At 36.3% G+C, this 16,206-nt stretch carries 25 protein-coding genes; 5 read left to right on the top strand and 20 right to left on the bottom strand.

The window, feature by feature from the left end; genetic code table 11:
* Position 1: 1 nt before the first annotated feature.
* The 3 genes from COJ96_RS10745 to COJ96_RS10735 all read right to left on the bottom strand — a co-directional run bounded on the left by COJ96_RS10745 (position 2) and on the right by COJ96_RS10735 (position 2,194).
* On the bottom strand, positions 2–1,501 hold the full coding sequence (locus COJ96_RS10745; RefSeq protein ID WP_098572946.1) for an AAA family ATPase: 1,500 nt from the start codon (positions 1,499–1,501) through the stop codon (positions 2–4).
* A 59-nt stretch (positions 1,502–1,560) separates the two neighbouring features.
* On the bottom strand, positions 1,561–1,866 hold the full coding sequence (locus COJ96_RS10740; protein ID WP_098572945.1) for a hypothetical protein: 306 nt from the start codon (positions 1,864–1,866) through the stop codon (positions 1,561–1,563).
* Positions 1,867–1,966: 100 nt separating this feature from the next.
* Complete coding sequence (locus COJ96_RS10735) at positions 1,967–2,194, bottom strand: helix-turn-helix transcriptional regulator (protein WP_180230063.1); 228 nt, start codon at positions 2,192–2,194, stop codon at positions 1,967–1,969.
* A 366-nt stretch (positions 2,195–2,560) separates the two neighbouring features.
* On the opposite strand from COJ96_RS10735, the gene COJ96_RS10730 reads away from it, so the two are divergent.
* Complete coding sequence (locus tag COJ96_RS10730; protein WP_098572943.1) at positions 2,561–2,974, top strand: helix-turn-helix domain-containing protein; 414 nt, start codon at positions 2,561–2,563, stop codon at positions 2,972–2,974.
* 16 nt (positions 2,975–2,990) lie between these two features.
* On the opposite strand, the gene COJ96_RS10725 is transcribed toward COJ96_RS10730, so the two are convergent.
* The 10 genes from COJ96_RS10725 to COJ96_RS10690 form a co-directional block, all read right to left on the bottom strand.
* Positions 2,991–4,004: a PAS domain-containing protein gene (locus COJ96_RS10725; RefSeq protein ID WP_180230062.1), complete on the bottom strand. Its 1,014-nt coding sequence runs from the start codon at positions 4,002–4,004 to the stop codon at positions 2,991–2,993.
* Between the two features lie 46 nt (positions 4,005–4,050).
* Entirely contained in the window at positions 4,051–4,284 is a 234-nt protein-coding gene (locus tag COJ96_RS10720) for a hypothetical protein (RefSeq protein ID WP_098572941.1), read from the bottom strand.
* Between the two features lie 12 nt (positions 4,285–4,296).
* Positions 4,297–5,127 (bottom strand): ArdC family protein, encoded by an 831-nt coding sequence (locus tag COJ96_RS10715; RefSeq protein ID WP_098572940.1) that lies wholly within the window; start codon positions 5,125–5,127, stop codon positions 4,297–4,299.
* A 91-nt stretch (positions 5,128–5,218) separates the two neighbouring features.
* A complete protein-coding gene (locus COJ96_RS28585; RefSeq protein ID WP_180230061.1) occupies positions 5,219–5,365 on the bottom strand; it encodes a hypothetical protein in 147 nt (48 codons plus the stop codon).
* A gap of 142 nt (positions 5,366–5,507) precedes the next feature.
* A complete protein-coding gene (locus tag COJ96_RS10710) occupies positions 5,508–5,768 on the bottom strand; it encodes a hypothetical protein (RefSeq protein WP_098572939.1) in 261 nt (86 codons plus the stop codon).
* A gap of 1 nt (position 5,769) precedes the next feature.
* The gene (locus COJ96_RS28580) at positions 5,770–5,940 is read right to left on the bottom strand and encodes a hypothetical protein (RefSeq protein ID WP_180230060.1); all 171 of its coding nucleotides are present in this window, start codon (positions 5,938–5,940) and stop codon (positions 5,770–5,772) included.
* A complete protein-coding gene (locus COJ96_RS10705; RefSeq protein WP_098572938.1) occupies positions 5,940–6,437 on the bottom strand; it encodes a hypothetical protein in 498 nt (165 codons plus the stop codon). Before COJ96_RS10705 ends, COJ96_RS28580 begins: the two co-directional genes overlap by 1 nt.
* A 5-nt stretch (positions 6,438–6,442) precedes the next feature.
* Positions 6,443–6,955, bottom strand: a complete 513-nt coding sequence (locus COJ96_RS10700) for a hypothetical protein (protein WP_098572937.1) — start codon at positions 6,953–6,955, stop codon at positions 6,443–6,445.
* Between the two features lie 320 nt (positions 6,956–7,275).
* A complete protein-coding gene (locus tag COJ96_RS10695) occupies positions 7,276–7,839 on the bottom strand; it encodes a group-specific protein (RefSeq protein ID WP_098572936.1) in 564 nt (187 codons plus the stop codon).
* Positions 7,840–7,940: 101 nt separating this feature from the next.
* Positions 7,941–8,360 (bottom strand): GNAT family N-acetyltransferase, encoded by a 420-nt coding sequence (locus tag COJ96_RS10690; protein ID WP_098572935.1) that lies wholly within the window; start codon positions 8,358–8,360, stop codon positions 7,941–7,943.
* A gap of 357 nt (positions 8,361–8,717) precedes the next feature.
* Here COJ96_RS10690 and COJ96_RS10685 point away from each other — a divergent pair, with 357 nt between their 5' ends.
* From COJ96_RS10685 to COJ96_RS10675, 4 genes are all read left to right on the top strand, one after another.
* Positions 8,718–9,284 carry a sigma-70 family RNA polymerase sigma factor gene (locus COJ96_RS10685; RefSeq protein ID WP_098572934.1) on the top strand — a complete coding sequence of 189 codons (567 nt, stop codon included), beginning with the start codon at positions 8,718–8,720 and terminating at the stop codon, positions 9,282–9,284.
* Complete coding sequence (locus tag COJ96_RS10680; RefSeq protein ID WP_098572933.1) at positions 9,281–10,366, top strand: DUF4179 domain-containing protein; 1,086 nt, start codon at positions 9,281–9,283, stop codon at positions 10,364–10,366. Before COJ96_RS10685 ends, COJ96_RS10680 begins: the two co-directional genes overlap by 4 nt.
* A 367-nt stretch (positions 10,367–10,733) precedes the next feature.
* The gene (locus COJ96_RS28575) at positions 10,734–10,895 is read left to right on the top strand and encodes a hypothetical protein (RefSeq protein ID WP_180230059.1); all 162 of its coding nucleotides are present in this window, start codon (positions 10,734–10,736) and stop codon (positions 10,893–10,895) included.
* Positions 10,852–11,055 (top strand): hypothetical protein, encoded by a 204-nt coding sequence (locus tag COJ96_RS10675; protein WP_180230058.1) that lies wholly within the window; start codon positions 10,852–10,854, stop codon positions 11,053–11,055. The genes COJ96_RS28575 and COJ96_RS10675 overlap by 44 nt, the downstream gene beginning before the upstream one ends.
* A gap of 51 nt (positions 11,056–11,106) precedes the next feature.
* On the opposite strand, the gene COJ96_RS10670 is transcribed toward COJ96_RS10675, so the two are convergent.
* The 7 genes from COJ96_RS10670 to COJ96_RS28570 all read right to left on the bottom strand — a co-directional run.
* Positions 11,107–11,976 carry a coiled-coil domain-containing protein gene (locus COJ96_RS10670; RefSeq protein ID WP_098572931.1) on the bottom strand — a complete coding sequence of 290 codons (870 nt, stop codon included), beginning with the start codon at positions 11,974–11,976 and terminating at the stop codon, positions 11,107–11,109.
* A gap of 350 nt (positions 11,977–12,326) precedes the next feature.
* Complete coding sequence (locus tag COJ96_RS10665) at positions 12,327–12,644, bottom strand: hypothetical protein (protein ID WP_098572930.1); 318 nt, start codon at positions 12,642–12,644, stop codon at positions 12,327–12,329.
* The gene (locus tag COJ96_RS10660) at positions 12,617–13,426 is read right to left on the bottom strand and encodes a ParA family protein (protein WP_098572929.1); all 810 of its coding nucleotides are present in this window, start codon (positions 13,424–13,426) and stop codon (positions 12,617–12,619) included. The genes COJ96_RS10665 and COJ96_RS10660 overlap by 28 nt, the downstream gene beginning before the upstream one ends.
* A gap of 212 nt (positions 13,427–13,638) precedes the next feature.
* On the bottom strand, positions 13,639–13,947 hold the full coding sequence (locus COJ96_RS10655) for a hypothetical protein (protein WP_098572928.1): 309 nt from the start codon (positions 13,945–13,947) through the stop codon (positions 13,639–13,641).
* Positions 13,948–13,990: 43 nt separating this feature from the next.
* Positions 13,991–14,992 carry a hypothetical protein gene (locus COJ96_RS10650; protein WP_098572927.1) on the bottom strand — a complete coding sequence of 334 codons (1,002 nt, stop codon included), beginning with the start codon at positions 14,990–14,992 and terminating at the stop codon, positions 13,991–13,993.
* Between the two features lie 45 nt (positions 14,993–15,037).
* Positions 15,038–15,658, bottom strand: a complete 621-nt coding sequence (locus COJ96_RS10645; protein WP_098572926.1) for a DnaD domain protein — start codon at positions 15,656–15,658, stop codon at positions 15,038–15,040.
* Positions 15,659–15,669: 11 nt separating this feature from the next.
* The coding region (locus COJ96_RS28570) for a hypothetical protein (protein ID WP_180230057.1) at positions 15,670–16,206 on the bottom strand (537 nt) is incomplete at its 5' end.

The raw sequence follows: 16,206 nt of genomic DNA, 5'->3' as shown, positions 1-16,206 counted from the left end.
GTTAGTTAGCCCCCTCGATTTTTAACTTATTATTTTTTACGGTGCTGATAATCGTTTGACCAGGAGCATATTTCAGATTCAAAACGCTCTCCGCATTATCTATGAAAGTAGTAGAAATGATGCCCGACTGTTCCTGGATAACGTAAATCAATTCAATTCCAGCTTTTACCTTCTCCGCAGTTGATAGTTTGGTATAAGGCTTTCCATCCATTTCTAACTCAAATGTCTGTTTCAACTCTCCATTTTTCTGTTGCTCGAACAGTTTCACGCTCAACGTACCAAACAGACTATTCACTTTCTCAACGACCATATTGGCTTTTTTCTCTGAAAATGCCTTAATAGCCTCAATTATCACAAGCGATTGGTTCATGTCCGCTCGTATCTTTTCTCGTTGCGCCTCTGACTCTTGTATCTCTCCACCCAGCTCCTTAATCCGTTTGCTGTCCATTAAGATGATTCGGTACTTATTCGCTTCCTCAATCAATTCCGCAACATCAATCGGATCCCCAGGATATTCAATTTCACTCTTTGCCTTTTTGATTTCGTTCAACTCGTTTACAAGTTCCCGACCTTCTTGTTTCACCGCATTTAACCGTTGCAATCTCTTATTCTCAATTTCATCCTTCGAGTGAGCATCCAACGGCTGACCACATTCCAAGCAATTCTCCTGGACCGGTTCCTGCTGCAGCCCTTCCACTGTGTTCTTTCGCTTCATAATTTGCTCTTTCAAAACACGCTCACGAATATCTAACTCCATCAATTTTTTATCAATGGTAGCAATCCCTTGGTTCTTTTTCTGAGCCATTTTGATTTCCTCGTCCACTTTCACCCATCGAGTATGAATGTCTTTTAAATCCAACCCATCGACTGTGGATTTTTCAAACTGCTCTTTCAGAGTGAGAACACGCTCGGAGGCTCTCTCCAATTCCTTATCTCGTTTCTTAAATCGGTCACGGTGCAACTTGTCCAATTCTTCTAAACTATGTTTCTTCAATGCCTCAGCAATCGCATCACTATGAACATTCGGCAGATTCGCCAATACTTCTTTGTTCAACGGTTCCTGAATATATTTCAGCAATTGATTCCTTTGCTCTTTCCAATGTTGGCTCGGGAAAAAACTCGGATTGAAAATAGATAGGAATAATTCCCTAGTAAACAAGCTATCAATCAATTCCTTATATTCCGTTGCCTTTTTGGGTACTTCATTTATATAAAATGCGTTTTTTCCGTTTTCAATGGCTCTCGTTAGCCGAGCCTTTTTATCGTCTACTCGGAGCACCAGAGAGGTTCTAACCTCTCCGTCATGCTCATATAATGGAGTTGGGTCCAATGAGTTCCCCATCGTATCGGTTCCGTATAGGCTCCAGGTAATTGCTTCACCAATGGAGGATTTACCTTGGCCATTCTTACCGGAAATTTGATTAACTTCGCCCAAGTTAATCGTTAACGATTTATGCCCCTTGAAATTTTTCATTTCTAGCGTTTCAATCGAAATATTCATTTTTCCTCCTGGTGCCGTATTGTCAGATTACGGCTAAATATGATAAAATTTGTCTGAACTTATATTTGTTTGCCCATGAAAGAGTGTTCACTTGCCCGGTGAATGCTCTTTTCTATTTTGTAGTACCGCCCGAGTTCAACGCTTTCCGACCAGCCTTGATAATGTATGTTGTGACAATGCCCACTGTCGCATAAATAAGTATCTTCCCAAATTTCACTCTCGTTTGCCTCCTCTTTGTAATTCTCCTCACCACAAATGCAGCAGTTAACATTTTCATCTAAATCCAGTACATCAGCGAAATAATCATCGCTTACCGTGTTATGCCATAAACGATCTATGACCATCGGGTTTTCAATTTCTCTCAAGATTTTGCCACCTCTTTCCGTTTGACTTGTATGCTTCCATGATTTTTTCTAGTTTCTGAATTTGCGATAACTTTCTCCATTCTGAATTGGAAATGAGCAATCATTTCACCTCCTTTAATGTTTGAGTATCGCAACATTCGACATAAAAAAATTTACTCATTTCGACATCGAAAAAGTTTGACATTTTCAACGCCAACGCCCCACTTGGATTGTGGGTACCATTTTCAATCTGCGTGTAGTAACTCCTTGATATTCCGAGTAACTTCGCTAATTCATCCTGTGTTAACCCTTCTTCTTTCCGATGGCTAACCATCCAGTGTCTTTTCAAGTTATCCCCCTCTTTTGTTGATATTATCAACATTTAGTATACCTTTATTATAGTTGAGTAACTCAACGTTGTACAGAGAATAAAGCCTTTTTTTTGCGAAAAAACGCATAAAAATGTTGAGTTTTTAATCAAATTTTAATTTGTCTCTATATAGACAAATGATAGTATCTAACATAAAATGAATATATCATTTTGAGTTCTTCAACATTTATAGGACAATATTACTAATGATACCGTTTATTTGTTTGACTTTATGGACCAAAGGGTATATTTTTTTTATTACGGTACGGTGCGTGAAATTTTCTTTTGGTTTGCAGCTTTCAACAAATTGGGGCATTCAAAACTCGTAACCAGGTGGGGAAAACTATGACAGAAGAAATTCAGAACAAAGAACGAGCTCGGCAGTTCGGGAAGCGTTTAAAGGCTCTCCGTTTGTCACGAGACTACACCATGCAAGATATAGCAGAACAGGTTGGAATCGCACGATCTACCTATGCCGGGTATGAAACCCAGGAACGATTTCCTCCTATCGAAACGCTCTCTAGAGTAGCAGCATGTCTCAATACATCCACAGATTATTTGATTGGTTTAACCGATAACCCGGACCCTAAAGAACCAACACACAACATAGAAGAATACCTTAGAACCATTCACGACTTAAATTGGAATGGAATCCCCTTAACACATGAGGACTTAAAACCATTGAGAGACTTATTTACCATTGTACTCCGTGAAAGATTACCCAAATTAGATGATTCAAAACCATCAAACGATGAATAAAAAAAGGCCCACTATTTTAGTGAGCCATTTTTTCTTGGAGCAAATTATCAAAACCCTTGCATGAATCTGTATTGAGCATAACGTAATTTTCAATATACCGGATATCTCCACCGAGCTCTTTTACCGGTACACAGAGCATTTCTAACGTGACATATGTTCCCTTTCTTGTTATGCATCGGAACAAGGTTCTCGCAGATTTCCCATCATGTAAAGGTTGTAAGTTTTTATATACTCTTTCCTTATCGTCCGGATGTATGAAAAATTCCAATGACTTTGTATAAAACATATCTTGTGGGCCGTATCCAATCATATCCTCACAAATTGGCTCCACATACGCCATTATAAAGTCTGTTGTCATAATTCCTTTGAAACAAATAATCTCTTTATTGGACCATCCTTCTTGCAGCAACGTCAAAATATGTTCCAAGTTCACAATCAGTTCCCGGATCTCCGCTTTCGATTCCTCACAAATTTCCTTCTTCGTACCATGAATGAAAAACAGTGACCCTATCAATTCCCCATTATCATAATGAATAGGAAACGATATGTTCGAGTAAAACCCAAACTTCTTCATCATGCGAACTTGCTCGTCACTGAATAAAAGAGAGTTTTCTATATTTTGTACCTCTACAACTCTATTCAGTACCATTGACCGAGCGCAGGAACCACCGAACGGTAGTATTTCCTTCCCATCGAAATGATCAACAAATTCGTGTGGTAAATGTGGATGCGACACCACAACCAATTTCCCAAGTTTGTACTCATTCTCTCTATCTACGAAATTCAAACCGGAAAACCCTTCAATGCCGTGTCTCTTAAAAATTAATTCGACCATTAAACAAATTTTCTTTGCCTGGAGCCTCATTTCGCAATAAGTTTTTTCCTCCAGTGTAACCGCCCCTATATTACCTAGCTTCTCGACCATTTCCCCTATATTTTTAGACAATAGTATCTCAGGAGCAATCTGGGCTATTTGATGGATTATCTCTTTTTTGTCTTTAAATCTTTCGGCAATATTGACCAATTTCATTTTCCAAAGACCCCCTACATCTCCAATAGCGTCCTCTAATTGTATCTTAATTTTGTTGACCTTGACAACATTTTTCCGAATCATTTGTTAGAATACTCAAAAAAAAATAGAACAGCCATTCGGCTATTCTAATAGTGTGTTTCATCATAATATTCTTCATCGTATCCTGGAGCTTCCCCTCTCTCGTATTCATCCTCACAAGCATCAGCGCAGAACGGATAACCGTCACTGCACCAATACCTTTTTCCGCAACTCGGACAATACCTATAACAACCTTCATTCGGCTCTCTCATTATTCAGCAGCCTCCCATTTAACGCCCAGGATGTAATCAGCAGCCTTTTGAGCTTGGCTCCCAGCTTTCACCAATAGCGTTTTATCATCTTTCAACACACGCAACCAGGACTGAATGTAAGCCGCAGCATTCTCTAATGTCTTTTGCTCAATTCCGCAAACCCCGGCTAACATGGAGGCTGTAAACTCAGCCACGAGTTCCTCTTTGGAATAATCCTCAGACCCAAAGCGATGTGTTCCAGTGATTCCGTCTCTATCCAAACGGCTTTTGTGGCCAGTTGAATGTGCGAGTTCGTGGAAAAACGTTGTATAAAATTCCTCTGCCGAAAAGAAATCCTTCATCGGTGGCATGTTCACATGGTCCATGCTCGGCTGATAATAAGCACCACCCGAACTAAATCCAACAGTCGGAGAATTTACATAGCCCTTTATAATCTCCTCAGCCTTTTCGATTGGATCATGCTCGAATGTCTGTGCCTGACGTTTGCTATTCAGACCTTCCACCTGGCTATTAATATCGAACACTCTATAATACCGGAGTAACGGAACCTTCTCGATTTTTCCGTTTTCCTCTTTTTCGAGCCACTTCCAGAAAACAACGATACTGGACTTCGCTCCTTTTTTCACTTTGCCCCCGGCCTCTGCAATCTGTTTGAACGTAGCGTATTCTCCTGGAGGCAGCAGCATCACATTGATACCTCTATATCCTTTTTGCGTTTTCCAATTCACTGCTCCACCGCTTACCCATGATTTTTTCCACGGAATTACGCCCTTTTCAAGCTGCTCAATAATTTGGTTCGTAACCATTTCGTAAATTGTTGAGTTAGTCATTTATAATCATCCTCCATATGATGTGTGAGCCTTCCAGGTAGTCAGCCCGGGAAACCTAATACTATTATTAATGTTAATATTAATGTTAATGTTATATCGACTTTACTTTGTTAAGAAGCGCTTTATACTCCATTTCCATTTCTTTTGAGATAATCTCACCATTTGCTCTCATTGCCCAAAACATTTGAATCATTTCTGCTACGGCTTCTCTGATTTCTTGCTGAGACATTTTTTTCATTTTCCATTCCTCCAAGTGATATGTGTTATTTGGTATATCATCATCCTAACACGTTACCTACCTATGTACAGTGTTTACCGCAATTAGTTAATGGTAATATTAACACTAAAATTAACACTACCATTAACATTAACACCGAGCTCTACAAGGCTGCAGCATATACAAATTTGATATAACCCTCAGCACAATGATTGAGGAAATGCCCTATGTCACCGTTCTTATAATCAATCCACACCAGCGTGTCTTTCACACGATCACGGTTATCTCTATCCAATCCACTTAGGAACTCAATCAAGTAATCCATTTCCACCACATGGAATTGACCTTGCCATCCAACCGTGAACACCTCATTTTGCAAACCTTTTTCTTTTACCAATCGTTGAAGCCAGTTCTTAAATGTCATTTTAAAATTCCTCTCCTTGATGTAATGTTTCTTCGATGTATTCAACGGCCGCAGACTTGTAATTTTCTGCTCCGGTTTGTTCAATATAGATAAGAAAATCATCCTTCACAATTTCATAATCCCAACCTAATTCCTCGCATAACTCTCTTACATATTCCAATGCTTCATCCATTAATACATCCCTCCATTTGATACCAAAATTCCCTGACTATCATATTTGTGCCGCTTATTTTCTCTGAGCAACGTATGGTACGCCTCTACAAAACTACAATTATCATTTTCGTCCACTCTGAAAAATGCTTCATGGTCCACTAAAAATTCCTTCACGGCTGTTCTTTTCGCTTTCAGATTCAATTCAGTAAATGGATAATGCCGATTGTCATACACATACACATAAAAGAAGTCCTGCAACACCCTCCAAGTTTTATCATCATTGAAAAAATCCAATCCCATTTCATCCAACAATTCCAACTCGGAATCTTCCAAATCCTCCTGGTTTTTAGAATGGAGATAAATCTTAAATTCCGTATCTTCCGTGTATTCCTGGAGCATTACGAAAAATCCTAGCTCCTCTTGTAATTTCTCCTCAAACCACTCTCTTACCTGGTACTCGTCTCCAATTGTCTCTATATAGTGATTATTACTCCACACTTCGTATGTCTGTTTCATGTTCATTACCCCCTCACCAACGTTGCCAGATACATATTCTTAGCAGCGTTCCATTCTTTTCCTACCCAAACCCAACCCTCAGCCAGTAATTCTTTAACCTTCGGATTTTTTACGCTCATCGCTCTCTCAACGATCAGTGTCTCACCATCAAACAAAGCAGCAGAAGCTTCTTCGACCAGGACATCCAGTGTTGTTTTTGCCGGAGCTTCCTCAGCTACCTTTTTAAAAATGTGATTCGCAAATTGATAATGGCTATGAAAACTACGTATACCGTTTGGCCCATTCTCCACTTCAATTTGTCGGATGCAATCTTTCCCCTCAGCGTTTTTCGCTTTAACAATCTTTTTTACTTTTCCTTCCTTCAATTCAGGCTCTCTTGCCGGAGCCGGGCTATCAAAGTAATAAACCGTCTCACCCTTTTTAAAATCATCAAACTTGAATCCATTTTTAAATCCTAGTGTTTCGACTTTCTCTACATTCATTTTCACGAACTTGTTGTAATCTTGATAGTAATTCATGTTAATGCCCCCATTAATTTTATAGTTAAATATGATATTAATATTAATGTTAATATTAATTGACTCTTAAACACCAAATCGGTTAACAATGATGTAAATTCCTTCCGGTTTTTGTATTTATTATTTGGTATATATATATCCTAACATTTTACCTACCTATGTATATAGAGCACCGAAAGTTACTCCTGGTAATGTTAACTATAAAGTTAATATCATAGTTAATGTTAATATTAATAATGTAATTAAAAAAAGACCATCACATGATGATCTCTACACTTAAAGTAACGCACCCTTTAGCGTAAGTACATTCCTTCACAATCTTATTTAAGTTCATTCCAAGTTATTATTTCAACATTTTTTATTTTGACTTCCCCAAGACTTAATAAATGTGGGATATATGGAAACAGTCCAAATCTATTCCCTTTTCTACTTTCATCTTTGTAATATTGAAATGTAGAAAAAGGCAAGTCTGAAAGTTCTTTGTAATCGTCGATATTTATTAATTTTATTTCATCTTCTTCGATAAGTTCCCCTGGACCTTTGTATTTATCTTGAGAGTAAAGGTATACAGCATTTTTATTATTTTTCAGTTTTTCAATGGGAATCTTAAAAAATGATTGTTTTTCTTTAGTTTTAATTTCTAAATCTGTAATAGCTCGGTAAACGTAATGAGGATGTAAAGGTAAAAAATGTAGTACATCATTCCATAAGCAATCTAGTTTTGGAATTTGTCTTCTAAGCAATTGGGTCCTCTCAGGATGGTCAAAATACTTGTTAGTATATTTCTCATACAGTTGAGGATAATGAATCTCCAAAGAATTTAATGGTATCAATTTGTCACCTTTCATCTCACTGGGTACCATATGATATACATATTGTCGCATTAAGCCCACCTCCGATTTCAACCAACTTCTACATATAATCTTTATTTTCCTGCCTACGTATTGAAGTAAACCCTGCTTCGTTAGTGGAACAAGAAAAAGGGTTATTCTAAATACTCACTGGCTAGATTAGGGTTTAAGTACCTAGCCATTCCTGTTTTAATTCTCTTTAATCCAAGTTTCTTATAAAAATCTTCATTTCCAGAGGTAGAGATTAAATGAACGCACGATATATTACTGAGTTTATCAAGTAAATACTCCATAATTTGTCTCGCTATCCCTTGTTTTTGAAATTCTGGATGTACTATAACGTCATAAATTGCAGCATTAAAAACACCATCTGTCATCGCCCTACCAAATCCAATAATCCGACCATTTACTGTAACCAATGCTATGACATTACTTGCTTCAAAAACTTGCTTGATAATCTCTTTTGTATGCTTTGTCCACCCGACAGAAGAATAAATTTCCTTCATTTCATCAAGATTTACTTTAGAAAAATCACTATGTATTCTTAAATCCATAAAACCCCTCCCTGCAATACTATAAGTATTACTACATTATTGTTGCTTGTTCCTTCTTGAACTTAACTGCTTCGTTAGTGAAACAAGAAAAAATAAGACCGCCGTAGCGATCTTTATCTTAAATCTTTCCCCAGTCACTTCAATTAGAAATGGATGTCAAATCAGCCAGCTGGCATATTTACTTCTTACCGTTACCCCCTTTGACTCCCCCACAAATCAGAAGAACAATCAACCACCGGACTGGTGATGATATACTAATTTTAAACAGTAAATTTTTTAAAATTGCGAGAAAAAATTCCTTTGGTTTCGTTATATAAGATGTAAAAGCTTTTACAAAAAAATAAGGGGAATTTTGATATGAAGTCAAATGAAACAAATTTTATACAGCGACTACATCGACAAAAAGAAGATGCTTTAGATTATATTGTTGATCAATATTTGCCATTAATTAAGGGGGTAACTTATAAAGTTCTCTCTCCCCTTAATAATACAGGGATCGTTGAAGAATGTATCAATGATATTTTTCTATCAATATGGGATAATTCCAGAACATTCAATGGAGATTCTAGTGATTTTAAGAGATGGATTTGTGCAATTGCAAAATTCAAAGCTATTGATTATTACAGAAAAGAAAGTAAAAAAGTGGAATCCACATCGAACGTTTTAGATTTAAAATCAGGAAAATCCATTGAAGAGGAACTAATTCTTAACGAACGAAGAGCTGAATTAATAATTTTAATCAATCAACTGGATCCTGTTGAGCGAGATATTTTTATAATGAAGTTCTTTCTTGGCCTAAAGTCTGAAGATATATCAAAGAAACTAGGCTTAACCAAAGCCGCAATTGATAATCGAATTTATAGGGGAAAGCAGAAGCTTAACAAAAAAGCATCGAACCTTAAGTTAGGAGAGAATGGGATATGAAAGATATTTATCAATTATTAAATGATATTAACTTAGATGATAATGAATTCGTGGAAATGGAAGTTAATGAAATAGAAACTGCCAGAGTAAAAAAAGCTCTAAAAAAAGCTATTAATGAGAAGAAAAAATTGAAGAGCAATATTTGGAAAAAGAATGCTGTTGCAGCCTCTATTTTAGTTTGTATTACGGCTACAACCTTTGGATTAACCTTTCCAGCTTATGCTAAAAGCATCCCTATTATTGATGATATCTTTCGCTATTTCGATAACGAAAAGACGGTTCTTGATGATGGCAGCAAAGAAAACCAAACAAAGGAGAAAGAAAAAGGATTATATGTTAATTATAAGAAGTTCTCCACTGCAATAGGTCTGGCAAAGGAAAGTAATGGAATTAAGTTCACAATTGATGATGCCATTTTTGATGGCAAGACCGTTACATTAACATATTCTATTGAAAGTAAACAAGAGTTAGGTAATGTAGGTGTTTCTATGCCAAAAATTAAAGGAATGACAGCGATAGGTGGAACAGGCAGTACCTCAAAAATAGGTGCAAACAAATATGTTGGTATTCTCACTGCAAGTAATTTGGAAGATACAAAATTAAATGTTGCTGATATCCAATGGGATATTGATAGTCTTAAGAACCCAGAAAATCAGACTGTGATTAAAGGTGATTGGAAATTTGATTTCAGTTTAGACGCTACTAATAGCAAGATACAATTAACTGAGGGTAGTAGTGTTGAAAAAAATGGAGTAACAGTTAATATAGAAAAAATCATCTATAATCCGATGTCCTTTGTCGTTTCTTATGACCAAGAGATTTCCGAAATGATTAGCAAGAAGTGGAACGTAGTGGATGTTGAATTAGAAATCAAAGATGACTTAGGAAATATATACTCAGGACAGGGGAATGGAGGCTTTGGCACTGGAGAGTTTTATCAAACAAGTAAAACATTCGGAAAATTGGATCCGAATGCATCAAAGCTTTTTATTACGTCTCATATCATCTTAGAAGATAAGAAACTCGGTAAAGGGAAAGAGGAATTTGTATCAAAGGAAATCATTATTAAAATACAAAAGTAAAAAATTATCCACGATGGCTGCCTTAATAAGTTAAGGTAGCCTCTATTTTTATCCGTAGAATAAGCAAGATAGAGTATTTTTTCATAGAAAACACTCCATTTTAGTATTCCCCAAAGTTTATTCTTCCTGTACTAACCTGCTCCGTTTGTTGAAGAAGAAAACCCTAGAACTTGCTAGGACTAACATATTGATATTTCCATCAGTTCTAAAACAAATAAAGTTAACAATAATGTTAGTAACATAATTAACATTAATATTAATACTAAATTGTAATTAAAAAGATGTCGAATTTTATTCACAATAATTCATTTTACTCTATATCTTTTAATTTCTATAAGTTCATAATGGAAAGAAAAGGAGGGTAAAAATGAATAGTAAACTTGTAATGATGGAAGTAGCTATGAAAGAGGAATTACCCGAAATGTATGACATTTATTTCGGTGGAAAAATCCTTCTCCACTATGAAGATGTTAAAATTGAGGGAGATGTTCCTTTTTATTGTCGTTGGAATGAAAGACGGAGTAGGTAAAGCAGGCGCAATTGAGTTTTTGAGAGGATGCGAACAATTCAAAGCCTATCATAAACATCTATTCGGTATTGAAGTGAAATCTTTTGTGACGGTAGAAGATGAATTTAACAAGGTAGACGATTGGTGGCACCATTTTCATCCGAATGGGATTTATCGTTAAAAACCCAAAAAAAAAGCTGCCATTTTACTTTAGCAGCTTTTTATGAGTTTACTATTTTTCCTTATTCTCCAACTGATCCTGGAATTTAGAGATTTTCTCCTCATATTCCTTCCGAATAGCAGAAATCTCGCCGTACAATTCTTTAACCCTCTCGTTGTATTCCTCATTGGTTGCTAACAATTTCTCTTGATAATTCCGTTCAACTTCTATCAAAGCACGCTCTTTTTCAAAGTCCTTTCTTTCCGTTAACCGTTCAACCTCAACTCTATGATCACGGTTTATAATATCAATTTGTTGGGTTAACCGGTTAACTTCTGTTTGCTGGTCTTGGTTAGTTGTCATTAATTCCTGTATACTCGATTGCAATCTTTCCTTCTCTTTCGCAAATTGCTGTTTTAAATCCTCATTTTCATCTGCGAAAGATTGATATTTACTAACCAAACCATTTAACGTATCATTTTTTTCCTTATATTCATCTATCAAAAGCTGATTATTATGATTAACCGAACGAAGTTCATCAATTTGCTTAGTCAGATCATCTTTTTCTTTTTCTAAAACTTTGGCAGCTTCATCAGAAACTTTTGCCTTATCAATAGCTGCTGTAGTTTTTTCCTGATATTCACTAATGATAGTTTCCCTTTGCTCCAATTTATCTGCATATTCCTTCACTGCATGGTCTTTAATATAGATGGAGCGTTGAATCATATTAGAAATTAACTCGTATATCCGGTTAGTATGTACTTCTAACTCTGATAGGTCTTGTGAATAATCTGTAGCACCTTGCTTAATCGCATTCAATTCAGTTAAAGCAACTGCTTTTTCAAACCATTCCTTCGAGGTTATTCCACTAGCTTCCACCATATCTTTTACTTTATCATAAAGTTCCTCATTAACTTTTACTCCAAAAGTCTTGTCAGCCATCTTACACACTCCTTTTACAGTTAACTATAAACATCAGCAATACCAATAGGTTAACCATGTTTACTATGGTTAACCTATTATATACTATTAACTTTAACATTTGGAGTCACTACTGCCAACAAAATCATTATTTGAATGCGAATAATATATTTAACAATTCAGAACAGAAAAAGTTTGTCTCTTATCTCCATGTATTCCTGTTCTATTGTCGGAACTTGCGAAATATCATATAGCATACATACACTGTTACCATTCTATATCAGTCACCTGGTCGGTGGAATGGTAACAAAGGATTTCTCATATTTTTGTAGTTTCATAGATAGTATTGACGGTTTTTACACCGCTTATACCTAGAGCAGACCTTTTTTAATGAAATAATTTTTAACGATTTCATTCACTAGCTGCGACTTACCACCACGGCCAATCGATTTTGATTCCTGCTCGATAATATCCCAAACCTCACTATCGAAATAAATACCTTTCATAACGGTTGTAAGTTCTTTTCTCGGATTTTCCTCCTGGAGCTTCTCTAATGGGTCTGCGATTTTTTCAAACTCAACACTAGGATTAATACCATTATTAACGTCATTATTAATGTTAGCATTAACATTACCATCGGTTGCTACGTCCTGGAATCCCGTTATGCCTCTACCTTTTTCTCTTGCCATGCTTCTTCAATCTCCTTTGCCAATTCAAAATATTTTTTCACTGTCGGATGTTTCGGGAATGATAAAGTAGCCGGGAGACCCTGCTCCTTAATTTCGTCAGCATATCGGACGGATCGTGTGATAACCGTATCGAATAACTTCCAACCTTTTTGTTCACATAGCTGTCTACACTCTTGGAGTATTTTTGTGTGGAGGTTTGCCCGGCTATCCACTAGTGTGCCCAAAATTCCTAAAATTTCTATATTCGGGTTGGTATCCAATTTCAATGTATTAATGCTTTGAACGATTTTCACCAATGATCTCATGCTATAAGGTTCTGGTTGAAATGGAATCACTACATAATCCACGAAGGATAAGATATTCGCCTGGGTTAATGCTAATGTCGGTGGGCTGTCAACGAGTATGATATCATAGTCCGATTTCAAATGATTCACAGCTTTTTTAAGCAGCAAGAAACGGTCGAGCTCACGGATCCCTTTATTCGTTAAAACATCCATTTCAAAAAAAGTCATATCATCATTCGCAGGAATCACATCAATATTCTTATACACATTAACCCTAGCAACCTCGGCAGCTAACCCATCTACTAAAACATCGTAAATGGTATTCTCGAATTTATCCGGGTTGTGACCAAACGAAAGAATACTGTTTCCCTGGTTATCACAATCAATAATCAGAACCTTTTTACCTTGGGATGCCCATACCCCTGCAAGGTTCACGGTAACGGAGGTTTTCAAAACTCCTCCCTTATTTGTTGAACACGCTAATACCTTTGCGCCCATTTTAAATGCCCCTTTTTAATCTTCTTTTTCATACCGATATTCAATAATGTACCCACCGGATACTACCCACGGCAAACTGGCAACATTACTTCTTACTTCCGGCAAACACCTCGGACAATACTCGTTAGTATCACCTTTTGGCTTCCAGGTGATACGAGCTACCGTCTCCTGTGGATACCACTTATTGCAGTAATGACACATCGCTTTTTTCATTAGTGGACTAATGTTTGCTCTGGCATCCTTGCAGCTTTAAACCAAAAATAAAGTTCGGGTTCATCCTGGTCCACAAATTGAAAACGATTATTATCCCATTCAGATACAAGTCCATCGGTATGATACAGAAATACCCGGTTATAACGATAATCACCAATCCAGCCCATTACTTCTTTTAAATAATGGTCACTCATAGCATTAGTTATCGTCATAGTACCGGGCAAATCCTTATCAAATAAATGAAGGTTCCTGTCCAAAAACACATCAATTTTCGTTTTACCAACTTGAAGTGTACGCTCTATTCCCATCAGAAATGCCCCTTTCTGTGTGTTCATAGAGTTATTGTATCACTTATTCCTCGATTCGAGTAATCTCAATTTTCACATTGAATGTATCCGGATTTTTTTCTAAAACCGTAATAAATCGCTTGAGATCCTGATGGAGAATAAAGCCCTCAGTCTGTTTTTCAAAGTTCATTGTAAATGCAGGAGTTGATTCCTGAACAAGCTCCACGGCTGCAGCTACACTTTCAGCAGCTTTTTGGGATTCTATTAAGCTCTGCAATAATTGAGCTTGCTGCTCCACTATTAATCTTAATTCTTCTAATTCATTCTCATTCGGAGCTTTTTCCTTCGACTCCTCAAATGCCAGTAGCTCATTTTCTTCCAAAATTTCTTCTTGTTTAGGCTCGATTTCTGTATTCAAAGTTTGTTGTTTATGCTCATCGACTTTTTCCTCAACATTTGTTTTCTTTGATTTTTCCAAACCTTTTCTCAAAGTGTATCGGAGACTGTAAATACTTTTAACATCTCTACCCCATATCTCAGCCACCGAAGGAAGATTATAACGTTTATTGTAATCATCTAATATTTCAAGTTGTTTTTCTTTCGGCATTAATTTTAAATCCTGGTATTTGATAATATCCTCAGCCGTAGCAATATGCTTAACCTTTTTGTTCGATTCTCCTTTTGAAGCTTTAAAGGAAGCTGGTTTTTCCAAAATTCCCAAATTATAAAGAAGATTGTAATAAGCGTTGCTATCAATTCCCAATGTTTTCTGGATTTCTTTAACCTTATGGATCTCTCTCCATTTTTCTACGATTTCCTTTTGCCGATCCTGGTCATAGCGTTGTAATTCTTCTAATTTCATCATAGTGGAATACATATTAAATGAATGCACCTCTCCTGGTTTAGTGTAATCTCGCTTTTCTTTTCCTCTTAATAGTTGGTGTGGAAAACGGACAACCCCCGTGTAACCGTTCTTCCCGGTCTTGTGGTGAACTCCCAATGCTGTTCTTTTCTTTGCCTGAATTTCGTATCTAAATTCTCTTTCTATTTCAGCAGATGAAAGCATATTCCTCCCCCTCTATTGGACGGATCAGATTCATTTACACCATGATCAATTCTCCTTTTTAAGCTGTTTCTCTAATTCTTCAACTCTAGCCTCTAGATGTTCTACACGCTTCATTAATCTTTCAATTAATGTTTCCTGTCCTTTTGTTAATGGAGGTTGTGGAGGTCTATGGTCTGCCCTTTTTCTGTTAGCCTCTTTTTCAGCCCTTAACCTGTCCATAGCTTCCGGCACCGTTTTAATATTCAAACGAGCAAAATGGGAAACTATTGTTTCAAAAAATCCTTTTGTAAATTTCATATCAGTCGTTTGTAGCACATAGTGAATAATGCAATTTATAACCCCAGGAGGAACAAGATAATTACGCATAACATCTTCAATTGTTTGCAACTCTTTAACAGGAGGTTCCACGGCTTTTGAAACATCTGACCAAAATTGAAAAGGACTTGTTTTCTCTATATATTTCACAAATTTATCACGATCAGTTTTTTCTTCTTTAACCGTTCGCATATTTTCCGGTTGAATAACAAATACATATTGAAAACCCATATTTTGATATTTTTGTTTAATCAATTCCTCATAGGGAATTTCCGGACCTTCAAATTCAGCTTTTTGCTTTTCAAATTTTTCTTTAGCAAATCCTAATTCATCCAATGGTTGATTAATCATGGTGGTTCCTCCTAGTATGGCAATCCTTCGAGCTCATTTCTCTTTTTCAGTTCTTCAAATTTGTCTTCCTTTTTAAAATCAAACTTGTTATTAAACCATGCCTCTAGTTGTTTTTTAAAGGAAGATTTTACACGCTTTCCATTTCTGTATAAAGCCATTACAGTTGAAGCAAATTCGCCTTCACTTAAAAAATCATGATGGTCTGAATAATCATTATCTATTAAATCTTGATATTGCAGATAAAGAGCTTCCACTTCTTTTAAATCAAAGTCGCTCCTAAATGAATAGGTGCTCTTTATTTCTTCGGATAACAAAGTAATTAATATTTGAGGCAGCTCATATTTTCCTGTTCTTATATCTTTATATACTTCACTAGCAATCTCTGTATCTATTTGAGAAAAATCAACAGATGATTTTATAGGAATGACCTTTTGACCGTGACCTTCTTTTTGGTCTTGGTCCTTAGGTCTATTATTAAAACCATTAGATTGTAATTCAAAAGAATTAAGTTCTAATTGGCTTAAATTTTTTAAGTCATGGTGACTAAA

It is taken from the genome of Bacillus sp. AFS073361, assembly GCF_002567005.1.
Classification (GTDB): domain Bacteria; phylum Bacillota; class Bacilli; order Bacillales; family Cytobacillaceae; genus Neobacillus.
The sequence above is the reverse complement of the archived record's forward strand: the minus strand, read 5'-3'. Positions and strand labels throughout refer to the sequence as shown.

Bases quoted from the DNA above. Each gene is read 5' to 3' on its own strand.
- COJ96_RS10655 (WP_098572928.1), bottom strand. From the start codon at position 13,947: ATGGGAATAGAGCGTACACTTCAAGTTGGTAAAACGAAAATTGATGTG.
- COJ96_RS10700 (WP_098572937.1), bottom strand. From the start codon at position 6,955: ATGAATTACTATCAAGATTACAACAAGTTCGTGAAAATGAATGTAGAG.
- COJ96_RS10695 (WP_098572936.1), bottom strand. From the start codon at position 7,839: ATGCGACAATATGTATATCATATGGTACCCAGTGAGATGAAAGGTGAC.
- COJ96_RS10645 (WP_098572926.1), bottom strand. From the start codon at position 15,658: ATGATTAATCAACCATTGGATGAATTAGGATTTGCTAAAGAAAAATTT.
- COJ96_RS10685 (WP_098572934.1), top strand. From the start codon at position 8,718: ATGAAGTCAAATGAAACAAATTTTATACAGCGACTACATCGACAAAAA.
- COJ96_RS10745 (WP_098572946.1), bottom strand. From the start codon at position 1,501: ATGAATATTTCGATTGAAACGCTAGAAATGAAAAATTTCAAGGGGCAT.
- COJ96_RS10675 (WP_180230058.1), top strand. From the start codon at position 10,852: ATGTTCCTTTTTATTGTCGTTGGAATGAAAGACGGAGTAGGTAAAGCA.
- COJ96_RS10660 (WP_098572929.1), bottom strand. From the start codon at position 13,426: ATGGGCGCAAAGGTATTAGCGTGTTCAACAAATAAGGGAGGAGTTTTG.
- COJ96_RS10730 (WP_098572943.1), top strand. From the start codon at position 2,561: ATGACAGAAGAAATTCAGAACAAAGAACGAGCTCGGCAGTTCGGGAAG.
- COJ96_RS10680 (WP_098572933.1), top strand. From the start codon at position 9,281: ATGAAAGATATTTATCAATTATTAAATGATATTAACTTAGATGATAAT.
- COJ96_RS10710 (WP_098572939.1), bottom strand. From the start codon at position 5,768: ATGACATTTAAGAACTGGCTTCAACGATTGGTAAAAGAAAAAGGTTTG.
- COJ96_RS10715 (WP_098572940.1), bottom strand. From the start codon at position 5,127: ATGACTAACTCAACAATTTACGAAATGGTTACGAACCAAATTATTGAG.
- COJ96_RS10650 (WP_098572927.1), bottom strand. From the start codon at position 14,992: ATGCTTTCATCTGCTGAAATAGAAAGAGAATTTAGATACGAAATTCAG.
- COJ96_RS28580 (WP_180230060.1), bottom strand. From the start codon at position 5,940: ATGGATGAAGCATTGGAATATGTAAGAGAGTTATGCGAGGAATTAGGT.
- COJ96_RS10705 (WP_098572938.1), bottom strand. From the start codon at position 6,437: ATGAAACAGACATACGAAGTGTGGAGTAATAATCACTATATAGAGACA.
- COJ96_RS10665 (WP_098572930.1), bottom strand. From the start codon at position 12,644: ATGGCAAGAGAAAAAGGTAGAGGCATAACGGGATTCCAGGACGTAGCA.
- COJ96_RS28585 (WP_180230061.1), bottom strand. From the start codon at position 5,365: ATGAAAAAAATGTCTCAGCAAGAAATCAGAGAAGCCGTAGCAGAAATG.
- COJ96_RS10720 (WP_098572941.1), bottom strand. From the start codon at position 4,284: ATGAAGGTTGTTATAGGTATTGTCCGAGTTGCGGAAAAAGGTATTGGT.
- COJ96_RS10670 (WP_098572931.1), bottom strand. From the start codon at position 11,976: ATGGCTGACAAGACTTTTGGAGTAAAAGTTAATGAGGAACTTTATGAT.
- COJ96_RS10690 (WP_098572935.1), bottom strand. From the start codon at position 8,360: ATGGATTTAAGAATACATAGTGATTTTTCTAAAGTAAATCTTGATGAA.
- COJ96_RS10725 (WP_180230062.1), bottom strand. From the start codon at position 4,004: ATGAAATTGGTCAATATTGCCGAAAGATTTAAAGACAAAAAAGAGATA.
- COJ96_RS28575 (WP_180230059.1), top strand. From the start codon at position 10,734: ATGAATAGTAAACTTGTAATGATGGAAGTAGCTATGAAAGAGGAATTA.